The organism is Enterovibrio sp. FF113, assembly GCF_041439165.1.
GTDB classification, from domain to species: domain Bacteria; phylum Pseudomonadota; class Gammaproteobacteria; order Enterobacterales; family Vibrionaceae; genus Enterovibrio; species Enterovibrio norvegicus_A.
Window position 1 is genome coordinate 48809 of record NZ_JBGONO010000015.1, and the last position, 19742, is coordinate 68550.

The 19742-nt window shown below is 46.6% G+C and carries 16 protein-coding genes; 1 reads left to right on the forward strand and 15 read right to left on the reverse strand.

Annotated elements, in window-relative coordinates; genetic code table 11:
* Positions 1-10: 10 nt before the first annotated feature.
* The 8 genes from xylB to ACED36_RS13405 form a co-directional block, all read right to left on the reverse strand.
* On the reverse strand, positions 11-1486 hold the full coding sequence (xylB, locus tag ACED36_RS13370; protein WP_017006314.1) for a xylulokinase: 1476 nt from the start codon (positions 1484-1486) through the stop codon (positions 11-13).
* A 4-nt stretch (positions 1487-1490) separates the two neighbouring features.
* On the reverse strand, positions 1491-2300 hold the full coding sequence (locus tag ACED36_RS13375) for an L-iditol 2-dehydrogenase (RefSeq protein WP_017006315.1): 810 nt from the start codon (positions 2298-2300) through the stop codon (positions 1491-1493).
* The gene (locus tag ACED36_RS13380; RefSeq protein WP_017003303.1) at positions 2297-3697 is read right to left on the reverse strand and encodes a mannitol dehydrogenase family protein; all 1401 of its coding nucleotides are present in this window, start codon (positions 3695-3697) and stop codon (positions 2297-2299) included. The genes ACED36_RS13375 and ACED36_RS13380 overlap by 4 nt, the downstream gene beginning before the upstream one ends.
* The gene (locus tag ACED36_RS13385; RefSeq protein ID WP_016960403.1) at positions 3690-4793 is read right to left on the reverse strand and encodes an ABC transporter ATP-binding protein; all 1104 of its coding nucleotides are present in this window, start codon (positions 4791-4793) and stop codon (positions 3690-3692) included. Before ACED36_RS13385 ends, ACED36_RS13380 begins: the two co-directional genes overlap by 8 nt.
* Positions 4790-5623: a carbohydrate ABC transporter permease gene (locus tag ACED36_RS13390; protein WP_016960404.1), complete on the reverse strand. Its 834-nt coding sequence runs from the start codon at positions 5621-5623 to the stop codon at positions 4790-4792. Before ACED36_RS13390 ends, ACED36_RS13385 begins: the two co-directional genes overlap by 4 nt.
* Positions 5624-5632: 9 nt before the next feature.
* Entirely contained in the window at positions 5633-6493 is an 861-nt protein-coding gene (locus tag ACED36_RS13395) for a carbohydrate ABC transporter permease (protein WP_016960405.1), read from the reverse strand.
* 62 nt (positions 6494-6555) lie between these two features.
* The gene (locus tag ACED36_RS13400; protein ID WP_016960406.1) at positions 6556-7872 is read right to left on the reverse strand and encodes a sugar ABC transporter substrate-binding protein; all 1317 of its coding nucleotides are present in this window, start codon (positions 7870-7872) and stop codon (positions 6556-6558) included.
* Positions 7873-8104: 232 nt separating this feature from the next.
* Positions 8105-9004, reverse strand: a complete 900-nt coding sequence (locus ACED36_RS13405) for a mechanosensitive ion channel family protein (protein ID WP_016960407.1) — start codon at positions 9002-9004, stop codon at positions 8105-8107.
* Positions 9005-9402: 398 nt separating this feature from the next.
* On the opposite strand from ACED36_RS13405, the gene ACED36_RS13410 reads away from it, so the two are divergent.
* Positions 9403-12069, forward strand: a complete 2667-nt coding sequence (locus ACED36_RS13410; protein ID WP_371733418.1) for a M4 family metallopeptidase — start codon at positions 9403-9405, stop codon at positions 12067-12069.
* On the opposite strand, the gene ACED36_RS13415 is transcribed toward ACED36_RS13410, so the two are convergent.
* The 7 genes from ACED36_RS13415 to ACED36_RS13445 all read right to left on the reverse strand — a co-directional run bounded on the left by ACED36_RS13415 (position 12066) and on the right by ACED36_RS13445 (position 19647).
* Positions 12066-12665 carry a chloramphenicol phosphotransferase CPT family protein gene (locus ACED36_RS13415; protein ID WP_016960409.1) on the reverse strand — a complete coding sequence of 200 codons (600 nt, stop codon included), beginning with the start codon at positions 12663-12665 and terminating at the stop codon, positions 12066-12068. The genes ACED36_RS13410 and ACED36_RS13415 overlap by 4 nt on opposite strands.
* Before the next feature lie 157 nt (positions 12666-12822).
* Complete coding sequence (locus ACED36_RS13420; protein WP_017006316.1) at positions 12823-14109, reverse strand: cytosine deaminase; 1287 nt, start codon at positions 14107-14109, stop codon at positions 12823-12825.
* Between the two features lie 56 nt (positions 14110-14165).
* On the reverse strand, positions 14166-14693 hold the full coding sequence (locus tag ACED36_RS13425; protein ID WP_017003306.1) for a DUF4136 domain-containing protein: 528 nt from the start codon (positions 14691-14693) through the stop codon (positions 14166-14168).
* Positions 14694-14903: 210 nt separating this feature from the next.
* Positions 14904-15572 (reverse strand): hypothetical protein, encoded by a 669-nt coding sequence (locus tag ACED36_RS13430; RefSeq protein WP_016960412.1) that lies wholly within the window; start codon positions 15570-15572, stop codon positions 14904-14906.
* Between the two features lie 152 nt (positions 15573-15724).
* Positions 15725-16474, reverse strand: coding sequence for a LytTR family DNA-binding domain-containing protein (locus ACED36_RS13435; RefSeq protein WP_016960413.1), 750 nt, complete (start codon positions 16472-16474; stop codon positions 15725-15727).
* Positions 16462-17481 carry a sensor histidine kinase gene (locus tag ACED36_RS13440; RefSeq protein WP_016960414.1) on the reverse strand — a complete coding sequence of 340 codons (1020 nt, stop codon included), beginning with the start codon at positions 17479-17481 and terminating at the stop codon, positions 16462-16464. Before ACED36_RS13440 ends, ACED36_RS13435 begins: the two co-directional genes overlap by 13 nt.
* A gap of 345 nt (positions 17482-17826) precedes the next feature.
* Positions 17827-19647, reverse strand: coding sequence for a diguanylate cyclase domain-containing protein (locus ACED36_RS13445; protein ID WP_016960415.1), 1821 nt, complete (start codon positions 19645-19647; stop codon positions 17827-17829).
* Positions 19648-19742 lie beyond the last annotated feature (95 nt).

Below are 19742 nucleotides of genomic sequence, written 5' to 3' on the forward strand. Positions count from 1 at the left end.
GGTGTAACCTCTACTTGCTTGTGTGACCATAGGTCGGCGACAGCGCTTGATACAAACGGTCAAAATGCACGTGCTTTTTCACATAGATATTGTGTCTGTCGGGATCGGGCAAAAAGATCGCTTCAACAGGCGGCGGAGTGCAGACTGATTCGATATCTTGTTGAGTGTGGCTCAAAATAGCGAGTCTAGCGGCGCCCATTGCTGGCCCGGTTTCAGCGCCTTGGTATTTGTGAATGGGGACGTTTAATACATCTGCTAGGATCTGAAGCCAGAACGCACTTTTCGCTCCGCCTCCAATGGCACCAAGTGCTGTTAAAGAGGGATGACGACTGTTGAGTGCTAGCAAACAATCTCGAAAGCTGAATGCGATGCCTTCCAGAATGGCTTGTGTCATGTCACTGCGTTGGGTCTGCCCCGTAATACCTTCAAAACTGCCCGTTGCAAAAGGATTGTTATGCGGGGTACGCTCGCCTGTGAGATAGGGAAGAAAATAGACGGAGTCATGAATATTGTGCTGGCTTTCTGCTTCTTCTAACAATGTTGCAATGGGTGTTGACGTAATGGTGGAAAACCACTGAAGTGGACTGGCTCCATTAAGTAGGCAAGCCATATGGCACCATCGGTTTGGCAGCGCATGTGCGAAGGCATGAATGTAAGCATCTGGGTTGGCGAGGTGTTGCTCTTTGGCAACGAATATCTGACCAGATGTGCCGAGAGATAAAAAGGCATCGCCTTCGTTGATCGCCCCAATGCCAATACCGCCGGCTGACGCATCACCCGCGCCTCCTGCGACACAGACTTGCGTGGATAAGCCAAGTTGATTTGCGATGTCTTCTAGCAGTGTGCCGCTGTTTCCATTACCTTCAATCAGCGTTGGCATTTGCACTCGCGTCAGGTGACAAGCTTGCAAAATGTCATCATCCCAATCGCGCTTGGCTTCATCGAGCCATACCGTGCCGGCTGCATCACTCACATCGGTACAATACGTGCCGGTCAGTTTTAGACGGACATAATCTTTCGGCAGAATAACTTTGTGGATACGGCGAAAAACGTCAGGTTCATGTTCATGCAACCAAAGCAGCTTTGGCGCGGTAAAGCCAGGCATGGCCGGAACGCCTGCGGTGTGCCCTATGTTCGGGCACAAACGGTTGAGTGTTGCGCTCTCTTGGAAGGCGCGACCGTCATTCCATAAGATAGCAGGACGCAATGGTTGGCCTTGGTCATCAAGGCACACTGCACCGTGCATTTGGCCTGATAGCCCAATCGCTGCAACCTGACGCCATGCTGATTCATTCACGGCTTGTAGCGCTTTGAGCGAATTGACGGTGGCTTGCCACCATACATCTGGGTTTTGCTCGTTCCACAATGGCTGCGGCGAGTCGATCCCATAAGATTCTGAGTGGCTATCAAGTACATCACCGTGGCTGTCAACCAACAGCACTTTCACCGCTGACGTACCAATATCAATACCGAGATAGGTCGTCATATCGTTAGCTCATCACGTTGCCGCCATCGACATTGTATGTCTGGGCGGTGATGTAGTCCGATAACGGCGAGGCAAGAAACAGTGCCATGCCGGCAATATCATTGGGCACACCCATTTTCCCGAGGGGGACGTCTTCACCCACGAGTTTTTTCTTTTCACCCAGTTGGCGGTTTTCGTACTTGGCAAACAGGGCATCCACGCTATCCCACATTGGGGTATCAACCACGCCAGGCGAAATGCCATTCACTGTAATCCCGTGCTCTGCAAGGGCAAGCGCTGCGGATTGGGTGTAACTGACCACCGCAGCCTTGGTCGCGCAGTAATGGGCGACGAGCGCTTCTCCTCGTCGTCCTGCTTGTGACGCCATATTGATGATCTTGCCACCGTTCCCAGCTTCAACCATCGCCTTAGCGACATCTTGCATCAGAAAGAACATGGCTTTCACGTTGACGTTGAACAGCTTGTCAAACTGCGCTTCAGTGGCTTCAAGGAACGGCCCCATGTCGAACACCGCCGCATTGTTAAACAGCACATCAATGCCGCCAAACTTCGATACTACGGCGCTGACAATATGCTGACGCGCCTCAGCATCTGTGAGGTCAGCATGCAGATACGCAAGGTTGTCGCCATATTTATCGAGTAGGGCACTCACGCCAGGGGAGGGATCTTGGGGTAAATCGACTATCACACATTTCGCCCCGCTGGCGAGGTAGGCATAGGCCACCGCCAGACCAATGCCACCGTTCGCACCAGTAAGTAACGCGACTTTGCTATCGAGCACCGGCTTACCGTGAAGGTCGAGAGAAAGTGTCATGGGTAGCGCTCCTCATATTCGTCTAAGGTCTGCTTGATTTGAATGGCAAGGGATTCACCGAAAAACGGATAACGTTGATTGAGCCCCTGCCAGACATCAGGGTCTTGCAAGAAGGCATCGATTGGGTCAGTTTGCTCCATCCACCCTTCTGCAACCGCGAGGTAGGGGTCTTTATAGTTAAACGCAAAGCGACCACTGATGTTGAGTGCCAGAAAGCAGTACCAGTGTGCAATGAGCCTCATGGCAGCGGTCGGGATATAATCTCGTTCTAGATTGAGTTTCACCGTTGGCAAAATAAACTGTGGAAATTTGCTGATGCTGTCCATTGCTATACGTTCGATGGAATCGGCAATGTAAGCATTGCTGAAACGAGAAATGATGATTGCTCGATATTCTTCTAAATCAAACGGTCGGTCGTAAATCGTCGGGATGACTTCATTTTGATGATACTGCTTGAGCCATTCGTTGAGATTGGCGTCTCGAACATTCTCATCGTAGGTTTGATAGCCACGCAGCGCACCGACATAGGACAGCAGAAAATGTCCGCCATTTAGAATGCGGATTTTTGCTTCTTCAAACGCATGCACCTTGTTGGTGAAGGTCACGCCGACTTTTTCCAATGGGGGAAAGTCGGTCGCGAATTTGTCTTCGATGACCCATTGCTCGAAATTTTCGCCCATGATTGGGCAGGCATCATCCACGCCTAACTCTCGCTTAATCTCTTGTGACAGATTCGCTGGTGGCACGGGTGTAATTCTGTCCACCATCGAACACGGGAAAGTGACGTTGTCACTCATCCAGTTTGAAAGGTCACTTAACTCAGCGGCCTCAATAAACTGACCAAAAGCTTTTTCAAGACGCTTACCGTTGTCGCGTAAGTTATCGCACGTGGCGACGGTGATAGCGCCTGATGCCATACTTTGGCGAGTGAGCAGTGCGAGTGCGAGGTAGCCATACAGAGTTTGAGGTTGTCCACTACCTTGGCTAATTACCTTTATGTCATGTGAAATCTCAAGATTGGCGAGGTTGAGATCGTCGCTGTCAGTAAGGTAGTAACCCGCTTCTGTCACTGTAATAGTTAGGGCTTTAACGGCGCTATCATTGAATATACGTTCAATCACAGAAGGGTCGGCTGAGGCATCTTCTACGCGGTCGATACTGTCTATCTCAATGTATTGTGCAGTGCCATCTGGGGCGATGCGTTTGAAATGATAGAGACCTTGTTGCTGTTTCAACGCATCGGGTATACGGCGTGTGTCATCTCGTAAATTCACATCGGTGTAATACCAGCGATCAGCTTCTGGGAGCTGCTCGTTGAGCAGCTTCAAGTAAAAAGCCTGATGACCGCGGTGGAAGGCACCAATACCAAAATGCACAAGGCGGTTGTTTTCAGACATGGCTAACCTCGCCGTATATGTTGGTGGCTTTTTCTTCTTTGTCAAAAAGATAAACTTTTGATGGGTCCAATTTTACGCCAACAGCATCACGCAACTTAGGCGTGAATTTAGGGTCTGCACGCACGACGATGGTTTCGCCACTTAAGGTACGGACGTAGGTTAGCGTTTCGCTGCCCAACTGTTCGATGACTTCGACATCTCCGTTGATATGACCTTCATCGGTGGCGCAAATGCTCAAGGATTCAGGGCGAAAGCCAATGCTTCCGGCTTCCAAAGCGCGCTCTGTATATGCCTCTTTGGGTAAAAGAATTCGGGCGTCGTCATTGAAGGTAACGTCTAACATCTCTCCACTAAATACCTTGTTAACGGACAAGGTATTCATTTTGGGTGTGCCGATGAAGGTGGCAACGAAACGGCTGGCAGGCTGGTGATAAAGCTCAAGTGGTGTACCGATTTGGGCAACTTCACCTTGGCTCATGATCACCACTTTGTCGGCTAACGTCATGGCTTCAATTTGATCATGCGTGACGTAAATCATGGTGCTTTGAAGTTCTTGATGCAGCCTTGAAAGTTCGATGCGCATTTCGACACGCAACGCCGCATCGAGGTTAGACAAAGGTTCATCAAACAGAAAGACTTTTGGATTTCGCACGATGGCGCGACCAATGGCCACCCGCTGACGCTGACCGCCGGAAAGCGCTTTTGGCTTGCGGTCAAGCAGTGCTTCAAGTTTTAGCGCTTTGGCAACGTTACCAACTTTTTCTTCTATTTCTTGCGGTGGGCGTTTTGCTAGTTTGAGCGCAAATGACATGTTGTCTTTCACCGACATGTGCGGATAAAGCGCATAGCTTTGAAACACCATGGCCACGTCGCGCTTAGAGGGGTGGGTTTCAATGATCGACTCACCGTCCAATCGAATATCCCCGTCAGAAGAAGACTCTAAGCCGGCAATTGTCCGTAGCAACGTTGATTTACCGCAACCTGACGGTCCCACGAAAACAACGAATTCCCCTTTTTTAATCTCGAAGTCGATGTCCTTAAGCGCAAGGACGTCACCGTATTTCTTGTATAAGTTTTTGACTTGTAAGTAGCTCATTTAACAGCCCCGAAGGTTAATCCTTGAACCAGTTGTTTCTGACAGAACCAACCCAGAATGACGATAGGCGCACACGCAAGCGTAGATGCAGCAGACAGCTTCGCCCAGAACAATCCTTCTGGACTTGAATAGGTGGAAATCATGGTGGCCAGCGTGCCTGCGTTAGCAGACGTTAAGTTGATTGACCAAAATGCTTCGTTCCAACTCAATACGATGGATAGCAATGCGGTAGAAGCAATGCCCCCTAACGATAATGGAAGCAACACATGACGAATTTCTCCTAGCGTATCTGCACCATCAAGGCGCACTGCTTCAAGGATGTCACGCGGGATGTCCTTGAAGTAAGAGAACAGCATCCACACCACAATCGGCAGATTGATCAGGGTATAAATAATCGTGAGTGCAAACGTGGTATCGAGTAGTCCTGTCTTTTGGCACAGCACATAGATAGGGATCAATACGCCAACCGCTGGAAGCATTTTGGTAGACAACATCCAAAGCAACATATCCTTGGTGTGTTTTTGAGGATAAAACGCCATGGAATAGGCCGCGGGAATCGCAATGAGTAACGCCAATATTGTTGAGCCGAACGCTGTGATCACCGAGTTAATCGCAAACTTCATGTAGTCGCTGCGCTCTTGCACAATGCCAAAGTTTTCAATCGTTGGTTCAAAGATGAACGCGGGTGGCACCGAAATCGCTTGTTGTTCGGTTTTGAATGCCGTTATTAGCATCATAAAAATTGGGAAAAAGACCAGTAGCGCCAATGCCCAACAAATAATGGGACGGAGCCAGCCAGTTTGGTCGATAAGTGAAACTTGTTTAGCCATGATGCCTCCTTAAGCGACCAAGTTTTTGCCAATGGCACGGATGAGGAAGAACGCAACAATGTTGGCGAGAATGACTGCAATCAAACCACCCGCAGAGGCGACACCCACGTCGAATTGCATCAGTGCTTGCGCGAAGATCAGGAAGGCGAGGTTGGTGGACTCGTAGCCCGGACCGCCGCCTGTGGTGACAAAAATTTCAGCAAATATCGACAACATGAAGATGGTTTCAATCATCATCACGACCGCAATGGGACGGGCCAGGTGTGGCAGCGTGAGATAACGAAATACTTGCCAGCCTGTTGCACCATCAAGCAGTGCCGCTTCTTTTTGTTCGTGATCCATCGATTGTAGCGATGTGATAAAAATGAGCAGTGCAAAGGGCATCCATTGCCAACTGACCATGGTGATGATGGAGCCAAGAGGGAAAGCGGTAAGCCAATCTATAGGCTCCAGCCCAACACTTTCCCACACTGATGCCAGCACACCATAAACGGGGTGCATCATCATATTTTTCCAGATCAGGGCGTTGACAGTGGGCATGATGAAAAAAGGAGAAATAAGCAGGACACGTGCAATGCCGCGACCAAAAAAGGGCTTATCTAACGCAATGGCGATGAGCAGCGCGCCAATTACAGTGACCACTAGCACCATGCCAACTAAGGTCAAGGTGTTGATCAGTGCAGGCCAGAATGCATCATCGGTATAAAAGAACTCGAAATTCATCGAGCCGATAAATTCGTTCTCTCCGGGGTAAAGCAGGTTATATCTGATGGTTGAGAAATATATCGTCATGGAAAGAGGGACGATCATCCAGAGCAGCAAGCTGACAAAGGAGGGCGCAACCAGCAGTCGAGGCAACCATTTTTGCATAGCGACTATCCGAAAAACTAAAGAAGAAGTAGCCGGACAGCGAACTGTCCGGCGAAAGGGGTTTACTTGTAGTACCCAGACTTACGCATTTCGCGATCAGCTGACTTGTTGGCACTTTGAAGCGCTTTTTCTACCGTTGTTTTGCCTGCTAGTGCAGAAGACAATTGCTGACCCGTCGCAATACCAATCGCTTGGAATTCAGGGATGGCAGCAAATTGAACACCAACGTAAGGGCTTGGGTTCTGTGTGCTGTTGGCGGGATCTGCCGAATTGATGGCAGCCAGTTCCGCTTCAGCAAACGATGCGGCATCAAGGAATGCTTGTGTCTCATACGTTGATTGGCGTGTACCTGTCGGTACGCTTGCCCAACCATTCTTCTCAGCCACTAACTTGATGTAGTCTTTTGACGTAGCCCAAGTGACAAATTTCTGTGCTGCTTCCGTGTTTTGGGTTGCTGCGGGTACTGCCAGCGCCCAAGCCCACAACCAGTTTGCACCGCGATCGGTGACAGCGACAGGAGACTGTGCAAAGGCGACTTTGTCATGCACTTTGCTCTGTTTTGGATCGGTAATGAATGATGCTGCAATAGTGGCGTCAATCCACATACCGCACTTGCCTTCATTGAACAGGGCGAGGATTTCGTTAAAGCTGTTCGAGCTTGAGCCCGGAGGGCCGTAAGTGCTCAGAAGATCCACGTAGAAGTTAACGGCGTGGTTCCACTCTGGCGAGTTTAGCTGTGGTTTCCAGTTTTCATCAAACCATTGAGCGCCGAACGAATTCGCCATGGTGGTGACGAAAGCGGTGTTGTCGCCCCAACCAGGTTTACCACGAAGACAGATACCGTAAACGCCGTTATCCGGATCGTGAATCGCTGCGGCAACATCACGAATGTGTCCCCACGTTGCGCGATCTGGGACTGTCATACCGGCCTTGTCGACCAGATCTTTACGGTACATAACCATGGAGCTTTCGCCGTAGAACGGAACGGCATATAGTTTGCCGTCGACTGATAAGCCTGCGCGCATTGACGGAAGTAGGTCATCTACGTCGTAGGCAGCATCGGTTTCGATTTCTTTCAACCAACCTTTCTCTGCCCAAATCGGGGTCTCGTACATACCGATTGTCATGACATCAAACTGACCACCTTTGGTCGCGATATCTGTAGTGACACGTTGACGGAGTACACCTTCTTCGAGTGTCACCCAATTAAGTTTTATATCGGGGTTCTGTTTTTCAAACTCTTCGCTAAGCTTTTGCATTTCGATCATGTGACCGTTATTCACCGTCGCGATGGTTAATTCGGTCGCCGCAGAAGCGGACATTGAGAAAGCGGTACAGCATGCAGCAAAGGCGGTTAACGTTTTCCTTGTAGACAGCATTTTTAGTTCCTCATGGTTAAAAGATGAACATCGTTGGTGTTAACATCTGTTTAACAATGTAAGTACAAAAAAAGGCAATAGTGAATAAAAGCGGTGAAGAAAAGTACTTTTCTTTATGAGGAATGATGATTTTTTTACTTTGTGGTGCAGCGAGGGTTCAGGTAATTAGGCAGTAACAAGTTACGGCTGCCTTTTTATTGAGGCAGCCGTATGGCGTGACTTTTCTGATGAATCAGCAGTGTAGGGCCTTAGACTCAAGCTCTGTCAGCAAGTCTTCTGATATCGCAATGGGGGGGTGTTTTAGTATGCGTTCGCAATAAAGCGTCATGAAATCTTCGCGGATCAACTGTTCTAATTCTGTGGCGCGTTCTGTCGGGCAAAATATACGAATATGGACCTGTGGGTCTCCTAAGTCCGTCGATGTGACTTGTACGTGCGGATCGGCGCCAGGGAGATCGACACCAGCATGACGCTCAATCACATGGTTGTATCGCGTGGCCACTTCATAGAAATCTTGGCAGTGATCATCAATGTGCGCCAATAGGCTTGGTACCATTGGGTATAAATTGGTTGTTTCTTTTACTGTGATTTTAAATTCATGATAAACATAGCGTTTCATGAAATTAAGGTTCTTTACTGGTGTGGTGAAAAATAGGCTGTTAGGAAACGTAGCAGTTTTACCTGTGTAGTTGTACGTCCCGTGGTAGAGATCGATTTCCTGAATTTTTGTCGCCATCAAATTGTGCTCAATCACTTCACCGCACAGAGAGCCGACTTCAATCCATTCACCAATTTGAAACGACCGCGAACTCGCGCGTTGGATCGATCCTGTAAAACACAGAATGATTTCCTTCGAAGCAACCACCACGGCTACCGCAATGGCAGTCAGTGACAGTGCAAATTCATTGATCTCTGACTGCCAGACCAAAAACATCACGATCAGCAGAATGGTGAAGGATCCGTTTTTGGTTTGTGAGATCCATTTGCGCTGTTCTTCGCTAAGAAAATTGGTATCGCCCCAAATGAACTTGATCATGATGCGTCGAATCGTCCAGATGACGGTGATGATCAACAAGGTCAGGAGAAATTTGTGCTCACTAAAAAAAGTGATGAGTGACTGAAGTTGTTCCACTGGTGCTTCCTGTTATACGCGAGTACTTAAATCGGTAAAATGCTTCGGCGCAACACTACTGACTAAATTGAGGCTTATCAAGGGACAGCAAGCGCTGTTTTTGATATTGCGCAGTTAGCGAGGCCGCTATTTCCTAAAGTTTAGCGTGTTGAAGGAGATCGTGGGGTTTGCAGGTGTTTTCGTATTGGTGTGCAGGTCAGTGTTGGAAAACGATGGTGGCCACAGATAGTGGCGATATAACACAATGTATTGCACATCAGCGCCTTACATTGATACACATTTCCGTGCCAAGAATAACCGCGACTAACTCATGTCCATGCCTTTATCAATCACCGATCATCAACCATGATTATTGAATAGCGATCAGCTGTCTCATATAAGATTTTGGTGTTGTATTTATGGTATGTTGGCGTCAATTCAGTGCTTTGTGTTTTCTCTGTTCGCCAGTCGCCGTCGCGACTGCAGCAAACATCGAAAAGGTAAGCGGTCAAAGCGCATTGCTCTCAGACGTTCAGCGCGCTACCTATTCGCGCTCGCAATCGCCATTTTCTGGATTTGTACCTATCGAAACCGTTGTTTTGCCTAATGGCAAGGTCAAGTCGAAACACCAGCAATACTATCAAGGTCTGCCTGTTCGAAAAGGCCGTATTGTTTCTGATAAAGATGCTGGTGGTTTTTCCAATGCACGCGGTAAACATGTGACTGGGTTGTCTCAAAGTTTGACGGCCGTCACCCCCTCGGTCAGTCATCAACGTGCAAAACAATTACTTAAAAATCAGTACCTGCTGTCACCGCCTTTTGTTGATGTTGTTATCCCTGAAGATGAAACTAGCGAGTTGTTTGTATGGCTCGATGATAACAATATTCCTCGCTTAGTTTATGAAGTCAGCTTTTTTATTCCAACTCAAAAACCAACACGACCACATGCTTACATCGATGCAAAAACGGGTAATATCCTCAAAATGTGGGAAGGTTTAGCGCATGCGGCAGATATTGGTCAAGGGCCAGGTGGCAACACGAAAACAGGGCGTTATGACTACGGTGTTGATTACGCAGGCTTGAATATCAATAAGGCAGACAATACTTGTACGCTTGAGAATACCAATGTGAAAACCGTTAATTTGAACCATGGAACGTCGGGGTCTACCGCGTTTTCATATACGTGTAATGACAGCAGCAATACCAATACACACAAAAGCATCAACGGTGCCAACTCTCCTTTGAACGATGCGCATTTCTTTGGTCAGCTTGTGTTTGATATGTACAACGATTGGCTGAGTATGGCGCCCCTTTCTTTCCAGCTTGTGATGAGGGTGCATTACAGCAACAACTACGAAAATGCTTTTTGGAATGGATCATCCATGACATTTGGAGATGGTTACAGCACCTTTTATCCCTTGGTAGATGTCAATGTGTCTGCGCATGAGGTTAGCCATGGATTCACAAGTCAAAATTCCAATCTGATTTATTCGGGAATGTCGGGCGGCATCAATGAAGCTTTTTCCGATATTGCGGGTGAGGCGGCAGAGTATTACTGGAAGGGTAGTGTTGATTGGGTAGTCGGTGCTGACATCTTCAAAACTGGCAGCGGGTTGCGCTACTTCGTGACCCCATCCGATGATGGTCGTTCGATTGATCATGCCAGTGAGTATTATTCGGGTATGGATGTTCACTACTCGAGCGGTGTGTTTAATCGTGCTTTTTATCTCCTTGCCAATACCTCAGGTTGGGATATCAGAAAGGCATTTGAAGCGTTTGCATTCGCCAACAAACTGTATTGGGAAGCAAGCTCTGATTTTGATGATGGCGGTTGCGGCGTTGTTCGAGCCGCAGACGATCTCGGTTACAACACTTCAGATGTGATCGACGCTTTTGAACAGGTGGGTGTCTACGCCTGTTTGGATGCAATCGAATTGTTGGATGAAATACCAGTTTCGAATACTAGCGGCGGTGCGGGATCTGAAACCTATTATTACTTCTCGCTTCCGACAAACACGGATAATGCTACGGTCGCCATGTCTGGTGGGACGGGTAATGCCGACCTGTATGTGAAGTACAACGGCTGGCCGACTCCTTCGGATTATGATTGCATCGCGGCTGGGGCAAACAACAATGAAGTGTGCTACGTGACCTTGCAGGGAAGCGGCGAATACAACGTGTTGGTGGTTGGAGACACGAGTTATAGCGGTGCAACGATAGAACTTGATGTTACGGTAACGCCACCTCAAACATTAGCGGTAGGAGAGAGTGTGTTAAGCCTCGCGGGCAGCCGGGGCGACATGTTGTTCTATCTCTTCGAGATACCTGACGATGGTAGTGATTTGGACGTGAGTATCGCTGGCGGTTCGGGTGACGCAGACTTGTATTTGAACCTCGGTAGTACACCGTCTCAGTCAGATTTCGATTGCCGGCCCTACTATTACGGAAATAATGAAACATGCACGGCATCTGGCGAGGCAGGAGACACATTCTATGTGATGCTTCATGGCTATAGTGACTTTGCTGGTGTGGCATTATCTCTGCAAAAAAGCACGCCATCGTTGCCGCCAGAACAGCGCGCTGACCCTATCGACCCTGCGACACCGATAACCAATCTGCAGGGCACTGTTGGTGAGGCAATTTATTATTCCTTTACCATCACCAGTGCTGGCGTGTTAGCTTCAAATCGCGCAACACTGAATGCTAGTGGTTTTTCTGCGGGTGGCGTAACCATTTCTTTGGCTGGAGGTTTGGGTGATGCAGACCTTTATGTACGAGCAGGAGCAGCACCGACTACCACATTGTATGACTGCCGATCGTCATCAAGTTCAAATCAGGAAGTTTGTTCCTTGTCTGGAATGAGTGCGGGCACGTACTACGTGATGATTTATGGTTCTCAAGCCTTTGAGGGCGCAACATTGTCGATGTCGGAAACATCAGGCTCAGATCAGCCCAGCGCAGAAGCAGTTGGTGGCGGCGGAGGTGGGGGCACAATGTTTTTAAGCTGCTTCGCGTTAGTGTTCTGGTTGAACTCTCAGTGTGCCAAGAAAAGAAATAAAAACATCGCGGGTTTTTGTCTGCGTTAGTTTGCGACTTGAGTTTCGGATATCGCGATCTTTTCTAACGTTTTTCTGCTGGTGGGTGCGCCTGAAAGTGCAGGCTTAGTTTTGAAAAAGGCCATGATTTGGTCAGCACTGACCTCTGAAGAGAGTTTTGTTGTGTCTACTTCAAAGTCATAGCTCATATTGGTGTGTACATGGTTGTATTCACTTTCTGCCAATCCAATGGCACGATCTCCACGCTGGCGTTCTCGTTCCATTGCCACAAGCAAATGACATTTCACGCCTACGAGACAAACATCAAACTCTGACAATGCGTTGAGCATATCGAGTTTTTCCTTCTCAGGTATCCATGCATTATCGAGAATCAATCTGCAGCCTGCCTTTGCCAGTCCGCGTGCAGCTTGATGGTAACCTTCCACTAATTTTGTGTAACTGTAACCGTCGCGAGTAATGGCTTTACCCGCCATCATTTTTTGAAGATCGCTAGGAGGAAGTGAATACAAGACGCTATCAATACTGAAATTTAGATACTGGGTTTGCAGTTTCTCGATGAGCACGCGGGCAATGCTGGTTTTTCCCGAACTACCTGTGCCGTTGAGAATGATGATCTGAGGGGGCATGGCGTGATTCTCATCGTTGTAAAAGCATCACTCTATTAAACACTCACATTATTAAAGTGTATAGAAAGTTAGCCATATTTTGAAAACAACATCGCAAATTTAACGCGACGAACGGACATGGGGAGCCAATGCCCAGTTGTTGCAGGGCATTGGAAACCTAGCGTTTAAAAGTAACGACTTCTGTGGACTGCAAGTGGATCGATGTTGTTGCTGGATGTGTTTCTGCTATGACGTTTCCGTGGCGTATGGAGAAGCGCACTGGGACCTGACGACGTAGAGCATCGAAATCATTCTCTGCAGGAAGAATAATCAAGTTACCTGGCTTTCCAATTTCAATGCCGTAGCGACCTTGAATGTTTAGCGTGCGTGCTGAGTGATGGCTGATTAGATCAAGAGAATGATTCAGTTGGTCGTACCCCATGATCTGGCAGACGTGCATGCCCATGTGGACGACTTGTAGCATGTTGGCAGTCCCAAGTGGGTACCAAGGGTCGAACACATCATCATGGCCAAAACAGACGTTGATATTGGCGGCCAGCATTTCTTTTACGCGAGTTATGCCACGGCGTTTCGGATAATCATCAAATCGACCTTGCAGATGAATATTCACCAAAGGGTTGGCGACGAAATTGATGCCTGACATGCTAAGTAAACGGAATAACCGTGAAGTATACGCGCCATTATAACTGTGCATTGCCGTGGTATGACTGGCAGTGACTTTAGCGCCCATATCGTGTTTGTGTGCCAGCGCAGCAACAGTTTCGACAAAGCGGGATTGCTCATCATCGATTTCATCGCAATGTACGTCGATAAGCCGATCATATTTTCGCGCGAGCTCAAATGCAAAATGCAACGACTCAACACCGTACTCGCGGGTGAATTCGAAGTGGGGTATTGCGCCCACAACATCCGCTCCCATTTTCACGGCTTCTTCCAGTAACGCTTTGCCATTGGGGTAAGAAAGAATGCCTTCTTGTGGAAATGCGACAATCTGGATATCCACCCAGTTTTTCATTTCTTCTTTCACTTCCAACATGGCTTTGAGCGCGGTCAGCTTGGGGTCAGAGACATCAACGTGTGTGCGAACGTGCTGGATGCCGTTCGCGATTTGCCACTTGAGTGTTTGCATGGCACGTTTTTTCACATCTTCAATCGACAAGAGCGCTTTGCGCTCTGCCCAGCACTCAATTCCTTCAAACAGTGTGCCTGATATATTCCAGCGTGGTTCGCCAGCTGTTTGGGTGGTGTCTAAGTGAATATGTGGTTCACAAAATGGCGGCAAGGCCATGCCTTTTTCTGCATCGATAACCTTGATGTCAGGATTGGCACAGATATCTATATCATTGCTTTCAATGACACGAATCACGCCATCTTCAATTAAAATTTGCGAGAGGGGTTCTTGACCACGAATAACAACATTTTTAATAAGTAGTGTTGCTGACATGTATTGTTCTTCCATTCTAGTCTTGGCCGACATTCGCTATTGAAGCAAACGCTGCTTTAGCTGCTTTTATCCGGAGGAAACTGTTTGAACATTTCTTTGACTTGTTCCTGAATGAAAACATTTTTGCTTGATGGCGTCATGTTATCAGTGAGCTTTCTATTCGATATGGCGCGCCAAATCACTTGGTTTGTGATTGGGTCGACCATCTCCACGACCAGTTGTCCATAGTCTCGCTCTTCAACACGAACGGGGGTTTCGTAACCAATGCCAATTCGATTGAAGCCATAACCAAAACGAAAAGATGGACCATAAGCCACACTTTCAGTTTTAGACTCAATAAAGTATCGAATATTTACACTTGGGGCGTTATCGGCCTCCGTCAGGCCCAGTAGGAGTAATTCTTCTTCTACCGCGCGTTTTATTCGACTGTCATCCAAAGAGATCGGTACAGAAGATGGGTGGGCGACGATATTGAAAGATTGAATGTCACTGTAGGGATACTGTTGATCGTAGTCGGTGTAAACGCTTTTTGCGCATCCCGCCAATACCGATATAAAAAGAAGTGAGACAAGACGTAAGTGCATGAAAGCCCTCTCTGACATTGTGAATTGTAAATTCGATCTAGATGCGGTGACTTCAATATCTGCAAGTTAGCATCTTGAGATTGCTTGAGTAAGACCATCAAAGTGACAAAAAAGTTGCTGAGTTTGAAGTTACGTATAAATCGGCAGGATGTCATGTCGAGAATGGATAAGGGGACATAAAGACTCGAAAAGAGCCTTTCGTTGAAAAGGCTATGCGTTGGTATTTGCCGTAAGAGATAAGGCTTCTTGCGTAAGAGGGTGAGTCGGAGCAAGTTTTCTCATTTCTTGTGCCCAAGCTTGTGCAACATGGGGTTCTTCCATATCCAAAGCCGCTTTTACCGCACCAAGGTGTATCCATGCTTGTGGTTCAAATGGATAATACTGAAGTTGTTCCGACGCTAACATGTTTTTGAGCATATTATACCCACGCGCTTTTTGATGAAGTAAATCCGGCGTATTCACAAATGTTATAGCCGCAATGGATTGTATGTAAATCCCTTCGTTCAGACCGTAATAGGGTTTGGAAAATGATTCGTTAGACAGCAATCTTAACGACTTGTTGAGTGACGCCATACCCAACGTTGAGTACTTTTCTTTGTCCCAAGGTAACCAAGAATCTCTGGCTTTCACATAGAGGGTGCTGCCGTAGTATGCGGTGAGCAAGGCATCTTCTGGATATTGTCTGAGTAGACTGTCGACGGCACTTAACACATGCTCTCCAGCCCCGCTTACCCCTGACGTTGCATCGATGAATACTTCCTGAAGTGTTTTCGGGATAGGGTCAGCGTTAACTTGAGCAAACCAGATAGGCATAATGCTTGTAAAAACGAGGATGCCGCAGATGAGTGTGCGACTAAGTAAGCTGTCTTTACGTGGCATTCCTTGCCTCCAAATACGAAAAAGCGTGTTTTGTATGCCGCCACTTTATATCGCTTAGGCTCAATGAAAAGTACGATGCGACAAAGGGTGAATCATCCAGATAAATCGTAAATGCGAGCGCTAAGAATACAGGTGGTTGATGTATGGAGGTGTTACATTTGCTTGAACAATGCGTTTGCGTTTCGACTAACGGGGAGTTTTCGATTATCGTTGGTCATTTCAACAACCATTCTTCCAGTGATATCTCGAGATACTCGGTTAATTGATGCCACCTTGACGATGATCGAACGGTGGATTTGCCAGAACGTATCACTACATAGACTTTTGTATAAGCTTTTCAGGGGCGTTCTGATGATGTACTCACTGTCTTGCGTGACAACGGTCACGTACTTATCTTCTGCTTTAAAGTACTCGACATCATCCACGTGAATAAGGTGTATATCCTCACCTTTAGCTACTTTTAGCCATGTAAGAGGTGATTCTCGTTTAACTTGTGTTTGAGTAAGTAGTTGGATTAAGTCGTCTCGATTAAGGTTCTGTTCAAGCTGGCTCTCTAATCGTTCGCACGTTTTTTGGAGGCGGGATTCATCAATTGGTTTGACTAAGTAATCAATCGCCCCTTTTTCGAAAGCTTCAATTGCATAATGATCGTAAGCAGTTACAAAGACGATACGTGGCAATACATCCAGTTTGTTAATGGCACTTGCCACATCTAGCCCATCCAGCCCTGGCATTCTGATGTCTAAAAACACAACGTCGGGTTTGAGTTGGATTATTTTATCAACAGCTTCAATGCCATCTTTAACACTGGCAACAACCTCGATACTTGTACTGAGTTCACTGAGCAATTTGCTTAAGTGGTGGCGAAGTAATGGTTCATCATCGGCAATCAATGCGCGCATAGAATTGAAATCCTTGTTGTAAATCCGCCGTCACTATGTGGAATAAGTTCAAGTTTCCCGTGTTCGCCATAGAGTACCGAAAGACGTTGTCTAACATTTTTCATACTGAGACCATTTCCTTTCGACGCCTCATTAAAGCCAATACCATTGTCAGACACTTCAACGGTAATAACATTATTATTGCGAGAGAAATGTAAATGAACATGACCCCCTTTAATTGAGGGTTCGATACCGTGAACAACGGCATTTTCGACTGCAGGTTGTATAAGAAAAGGAGGAACCAGTGTTTGTGGCGATACAGAATCATCAAGTGAGATGCTATATCCCATACGCTCTGACAGGCGGATTTGCTGGATAGCTAAATAGCTGTCTAGCAACTTTAATTCATCACTTAATGTAATGGTGTCTTTACGTTGTTGTTTGAGGCTAGCACGAAGCAATTCGGTGATTTTCCCGAGAAGTTTTTTTGCTTTTGCTGCATCAGTTTCAATCAAAATTTGAATGTTAGCCAATGTGTTAAAAAGAAAATGGGGTTCCATTTGTCCTTGAAGATTTCTTAACTGGCTATTGATAAGTGCTTTTTCTTGCTCAGCTTGCCTTAATTGGATGTCCTTCAATTCGGACTCGGCGCGGTTTGCTCGTTCTCGTGCAATAAAAAAGTATGCAATAAAGACAGCAATAGCCATCGTGACGATAAGAATCGGCATAATGGCACCGATTTTCCAAATGCCTTTATAGAAATATATACATAACAGCATATTGATGGTGCCGAATGGCATACCAATGAGTGTCGCCAAAATGATGTTTCGTCCAACTGGGCGATGAGGATAAGCGTTAGAAATAGTAATATTTGCGATCGTGAAAGCAATGCCATATCCAGCAGAAATAGCAAAGTGATACATCAGTGCCCCACCAAAAATGTATTTAGTGGTGTATGCGATAACGAGGCATAAAATGATGGATTGTATGATGCGAGTTCGATCTAAGATTTTAGGTTTTTTAGCCATAAGTATGTGCCTAATCAATCATAGACGATGTTAGATTTTATCAAGGCAAATCGAAATACCTAATTGCCTAAAGGAAAGTGATAATTGTCGAGGAAACAAAAATTGTTTCCATGTATTTAAACTGCCGTACATATGGTCGGCTAAAAAATAGGCGCAGCAAAAAATATGCGCGCCTTTCGATAAGGTATTTCGGATGCACAGTGGCTTTCCCGTCATGTTTGGATTAACAAGATTGGAAAAACAACCAACACAGCCACGGTAACGCAAAAAAGGTATGAGTGGAAAGTAATGAGATAAACATCAATATTTGGCGATAAGTAGCGCTATGACAGAATGAATGGGCTACTAATCTTTATGGATCGTGTTCTGAGGTGACTGAATCGCAATAACATCGGATCGTGTTCCATTCCCTCCTTTTCTTTCCGCATCAATACGCATCATTTCACTGGTATTCAACATATGTTGTGGATTGATACGGTCGGCCGTACTTTCAAGTGATGACAACCCTATGCTTAAGGTGATTGCGCCAGTCTTTGACAGGATGAAAGGCAGATTTTTCTGTTTAAGGCCATCATGTAATTTTTGGCAAACCACTTTTGAGTTATCACGCGTAGTATGCGGCAATATGATGGCGTACTTGTTATCGAGAAGAAACGCTAGGACATCGGAAGAGCGCTGGCAGGTATCTTTGATGACCTGACTGATAGTCACGAGCTGTTCACTCGCATCTTCTTCACCATGGGTATGAATATAGCCATCGAATTGATCAACTGAAATCAACAACAAACTGAGTGGTGTCTTATAGCGGCTTGCTCGGCGTAACTCTTTATCTAGCATGTCGTTAAAATGGCGGACGTTGGCTAATCCCGTGAGGTCATCTATCGTATTCACTTCTTCGAGTTGATGTGTAACATCGTCTAAAGTTTCTTGGTTTATATCTAATGCGTGGGTCAGTTCGACGTTTTCATCACTTATCTGATGAATAGTCTCAGTTTGTCGTTTTGCGAGTAATACAAACGCGAGTACGAGAGAGAGCAGGCCAAAAACAATAACCAGCGTCGTCAAAGCTTCTGTCTTATATTCTTGCCAAATTGGGGCTTGATAGTTGATAAATCTTGCGCCTTCGGGCAGCAGGTTTTTGTCAATTCTGTGCTTTTTTGCCGCTTCAAGGTCGAAAAACAAAGATGCAGGTGCTGTCTGATGACTCGGTAGCGGCGCATCAACGTCTGATGCTAACACTTGCAACGCGAGCTGTGCTGCCGCTTTCCCTTGACTAAACCCGGTCACAATCTGACCGCCAATTGCGCCGTGGCCGATATGAGAGTGCCAAAACGTATAGACAGGAAATGGCGTAACCGATGCCAATAATCGCGCTGTTTCAGCAGGACTGTAAAGCATACCGTCAATTTTGGGTAGGGTGTTGCTAAGTGCGAAAACAATCGTGTTGGTGGGCAGCTCGCTTAACATATCATCGAGTTCATCAATGGACTTATCTATGTAGATTTCGATGTCTAATTTGCTGGAAAGAACCGGGACAACACTTTCTTTGATGATGTCGATAATGCGTTGGTTATGGGGTTCTCGTTGAGAGCCTATAAATGCAAGGGATTGAGTTTTTGGATGCAGCGAGAGTGCGACATTAATGGCTTGTTGGTAATCGGTATATTCGGATATTCCCGTGACACGCGTATTTACGTCGTAGGCGTTTGTCGAAAAATCTTTTAGCGCCGTATAAATAATTGGCTGGCGAGGGAATAGCTCGTTTTGATGAGCCAATGCAAAGTCTAGTGCCGCATTATCTGACGTGATAACAAGGTCAGTGGCTTCAGAAACATGTTTAAGCGCAAGAATATCGGCCAATTTTTCTTTGATTGGCAATGCGTCGTGGCGCAGCGTGTCAAGATATACCACAGACAATTCTATGGGGACAGCTGAGGATTCGAACGTTTCTCTCAGGCCACTTTCTACTTCATCACTCCAACCATAGCCGCGGTGGTGTGAATTAATAAAGAGTAGTTGCTTAGCGCCCGTTTCCGCAGAAGCATTCGTGGACCCTATGGTGATGGCACTTGTTGTTAGCAGTGCGCCAGCCAATAGTACTAATACATGAAGGCTGAATAATCGAGCGATTGTGGTTTTGATTATGCGTGGTAAGCGATTACTCATAGCAATTCCATCTATTCTGTCGTTCTGAATGCGGTATTAATGCCTCATAAATGAGACGTTTTAGCTCCTAAGTGTAGTTTCAATATCAATAGATA

Coding starts and splice junctions, on each gene's coding strand:
- xylB (WP_017006314.1), bottom strand. CDS start 1,486: ATGACGACCTATCTCGGTATTGATATTGGTACGTCAGCGGTGAAAGTG.
- ACED36_RS13375 (WP_017006315.1), bottom strand. CDS start 2,300: ATGACACTTTCTCTCGACCTTCACGGTAAGCCGGTGCTCGATAGCAAA.
- ACED36_RS13380 (WP_017003303.1), bottom strand. CDS start 3,697: ATGTCTGAAAACAACCGCCTTGTGCATTTTGGTATTGGTGCCTTCCAC.
- ACED36_RS13385 (WP_016960403.1), bottom strand. CDS start 4,793: ATGAGCTACTTACAAGTCAAAAACTTATACAAGAAATACGGTGACGTC.
- ACED36_RS13390 (WP_016960404.1), bottom strand. CDS start 5,623: ATGGCTAAACAAGTTTCACTTATCGACCAAACTGGCTGGCTCCGTCCC.
- ACED36_RS13395 (WP_016960405.1), bottom strand. CDS start 6,493: ATGCAAAAATGGTTGCCTCGACTGCTGGTTGCGCCCTCCTTTGTCAGC.
- ACED36_RS13400 (WP_016960406.1), bottom strand. CDS start 7,872: ATGCTGTCTACAAGGAAAACGTTAACCGCCTTTGCTGCATGCTGTACC.
- ACED36_RS13410 (WP_371733418.1), top strand. CDS start 9,403: ATGGTATGTTGGCGTCAATTCAGTGCTTTGTGTTTTCTCTGTTCGCCA.
- ACED36_RS13415 (WP_016960409.1), bottom strand. CDS start 12,665: ATGCCCCCTCAGATCATCATTCTCAACGGCACAGGTAGTTCGGGAAAA.
- ACED36_RS13420 (WP_017006316.1), bottom strand. CDS start 14,109: ATGTCAGCAACACTACTTATTAAAAATGTTGTTATTCGTGGTCAAGAA.
- ACED36_RS13425 (WP_017003306.1), bottom strand. CDS start 14,693: ATGCACTTACGTCTTGTCTCACTTCTTTTTATATCGGTATTGGCGGGA.
- ACED36_RS13430 (WP_016960412.1), bottom strand. CDS start 15,572: ATGCCACGTAAAGACAGCTTACTTAGTCGCACACTCATCTGCGGCATC.
- ACED36_RS13435 (WP_016960413.1), bottom strand. CDS start 16,474: ATGCGCGCATTGATTGCCGATGATGAACCATTACTTCGCCACCACTTA.
- ACED36_RS13440 (WP_016960414.1), bottom strand. CDS start 17,481: ATGGCTAAAAAACCTAAAATCTTAGATCGAACTCGCATCATACAATCC.
- ACED36_RS13445 (WP_016960415.1), bottom strand. CDS start 19,647: ATGAGTAATCGCTTACCACGCATAATCAAAACCACAATCGCTCGATTA.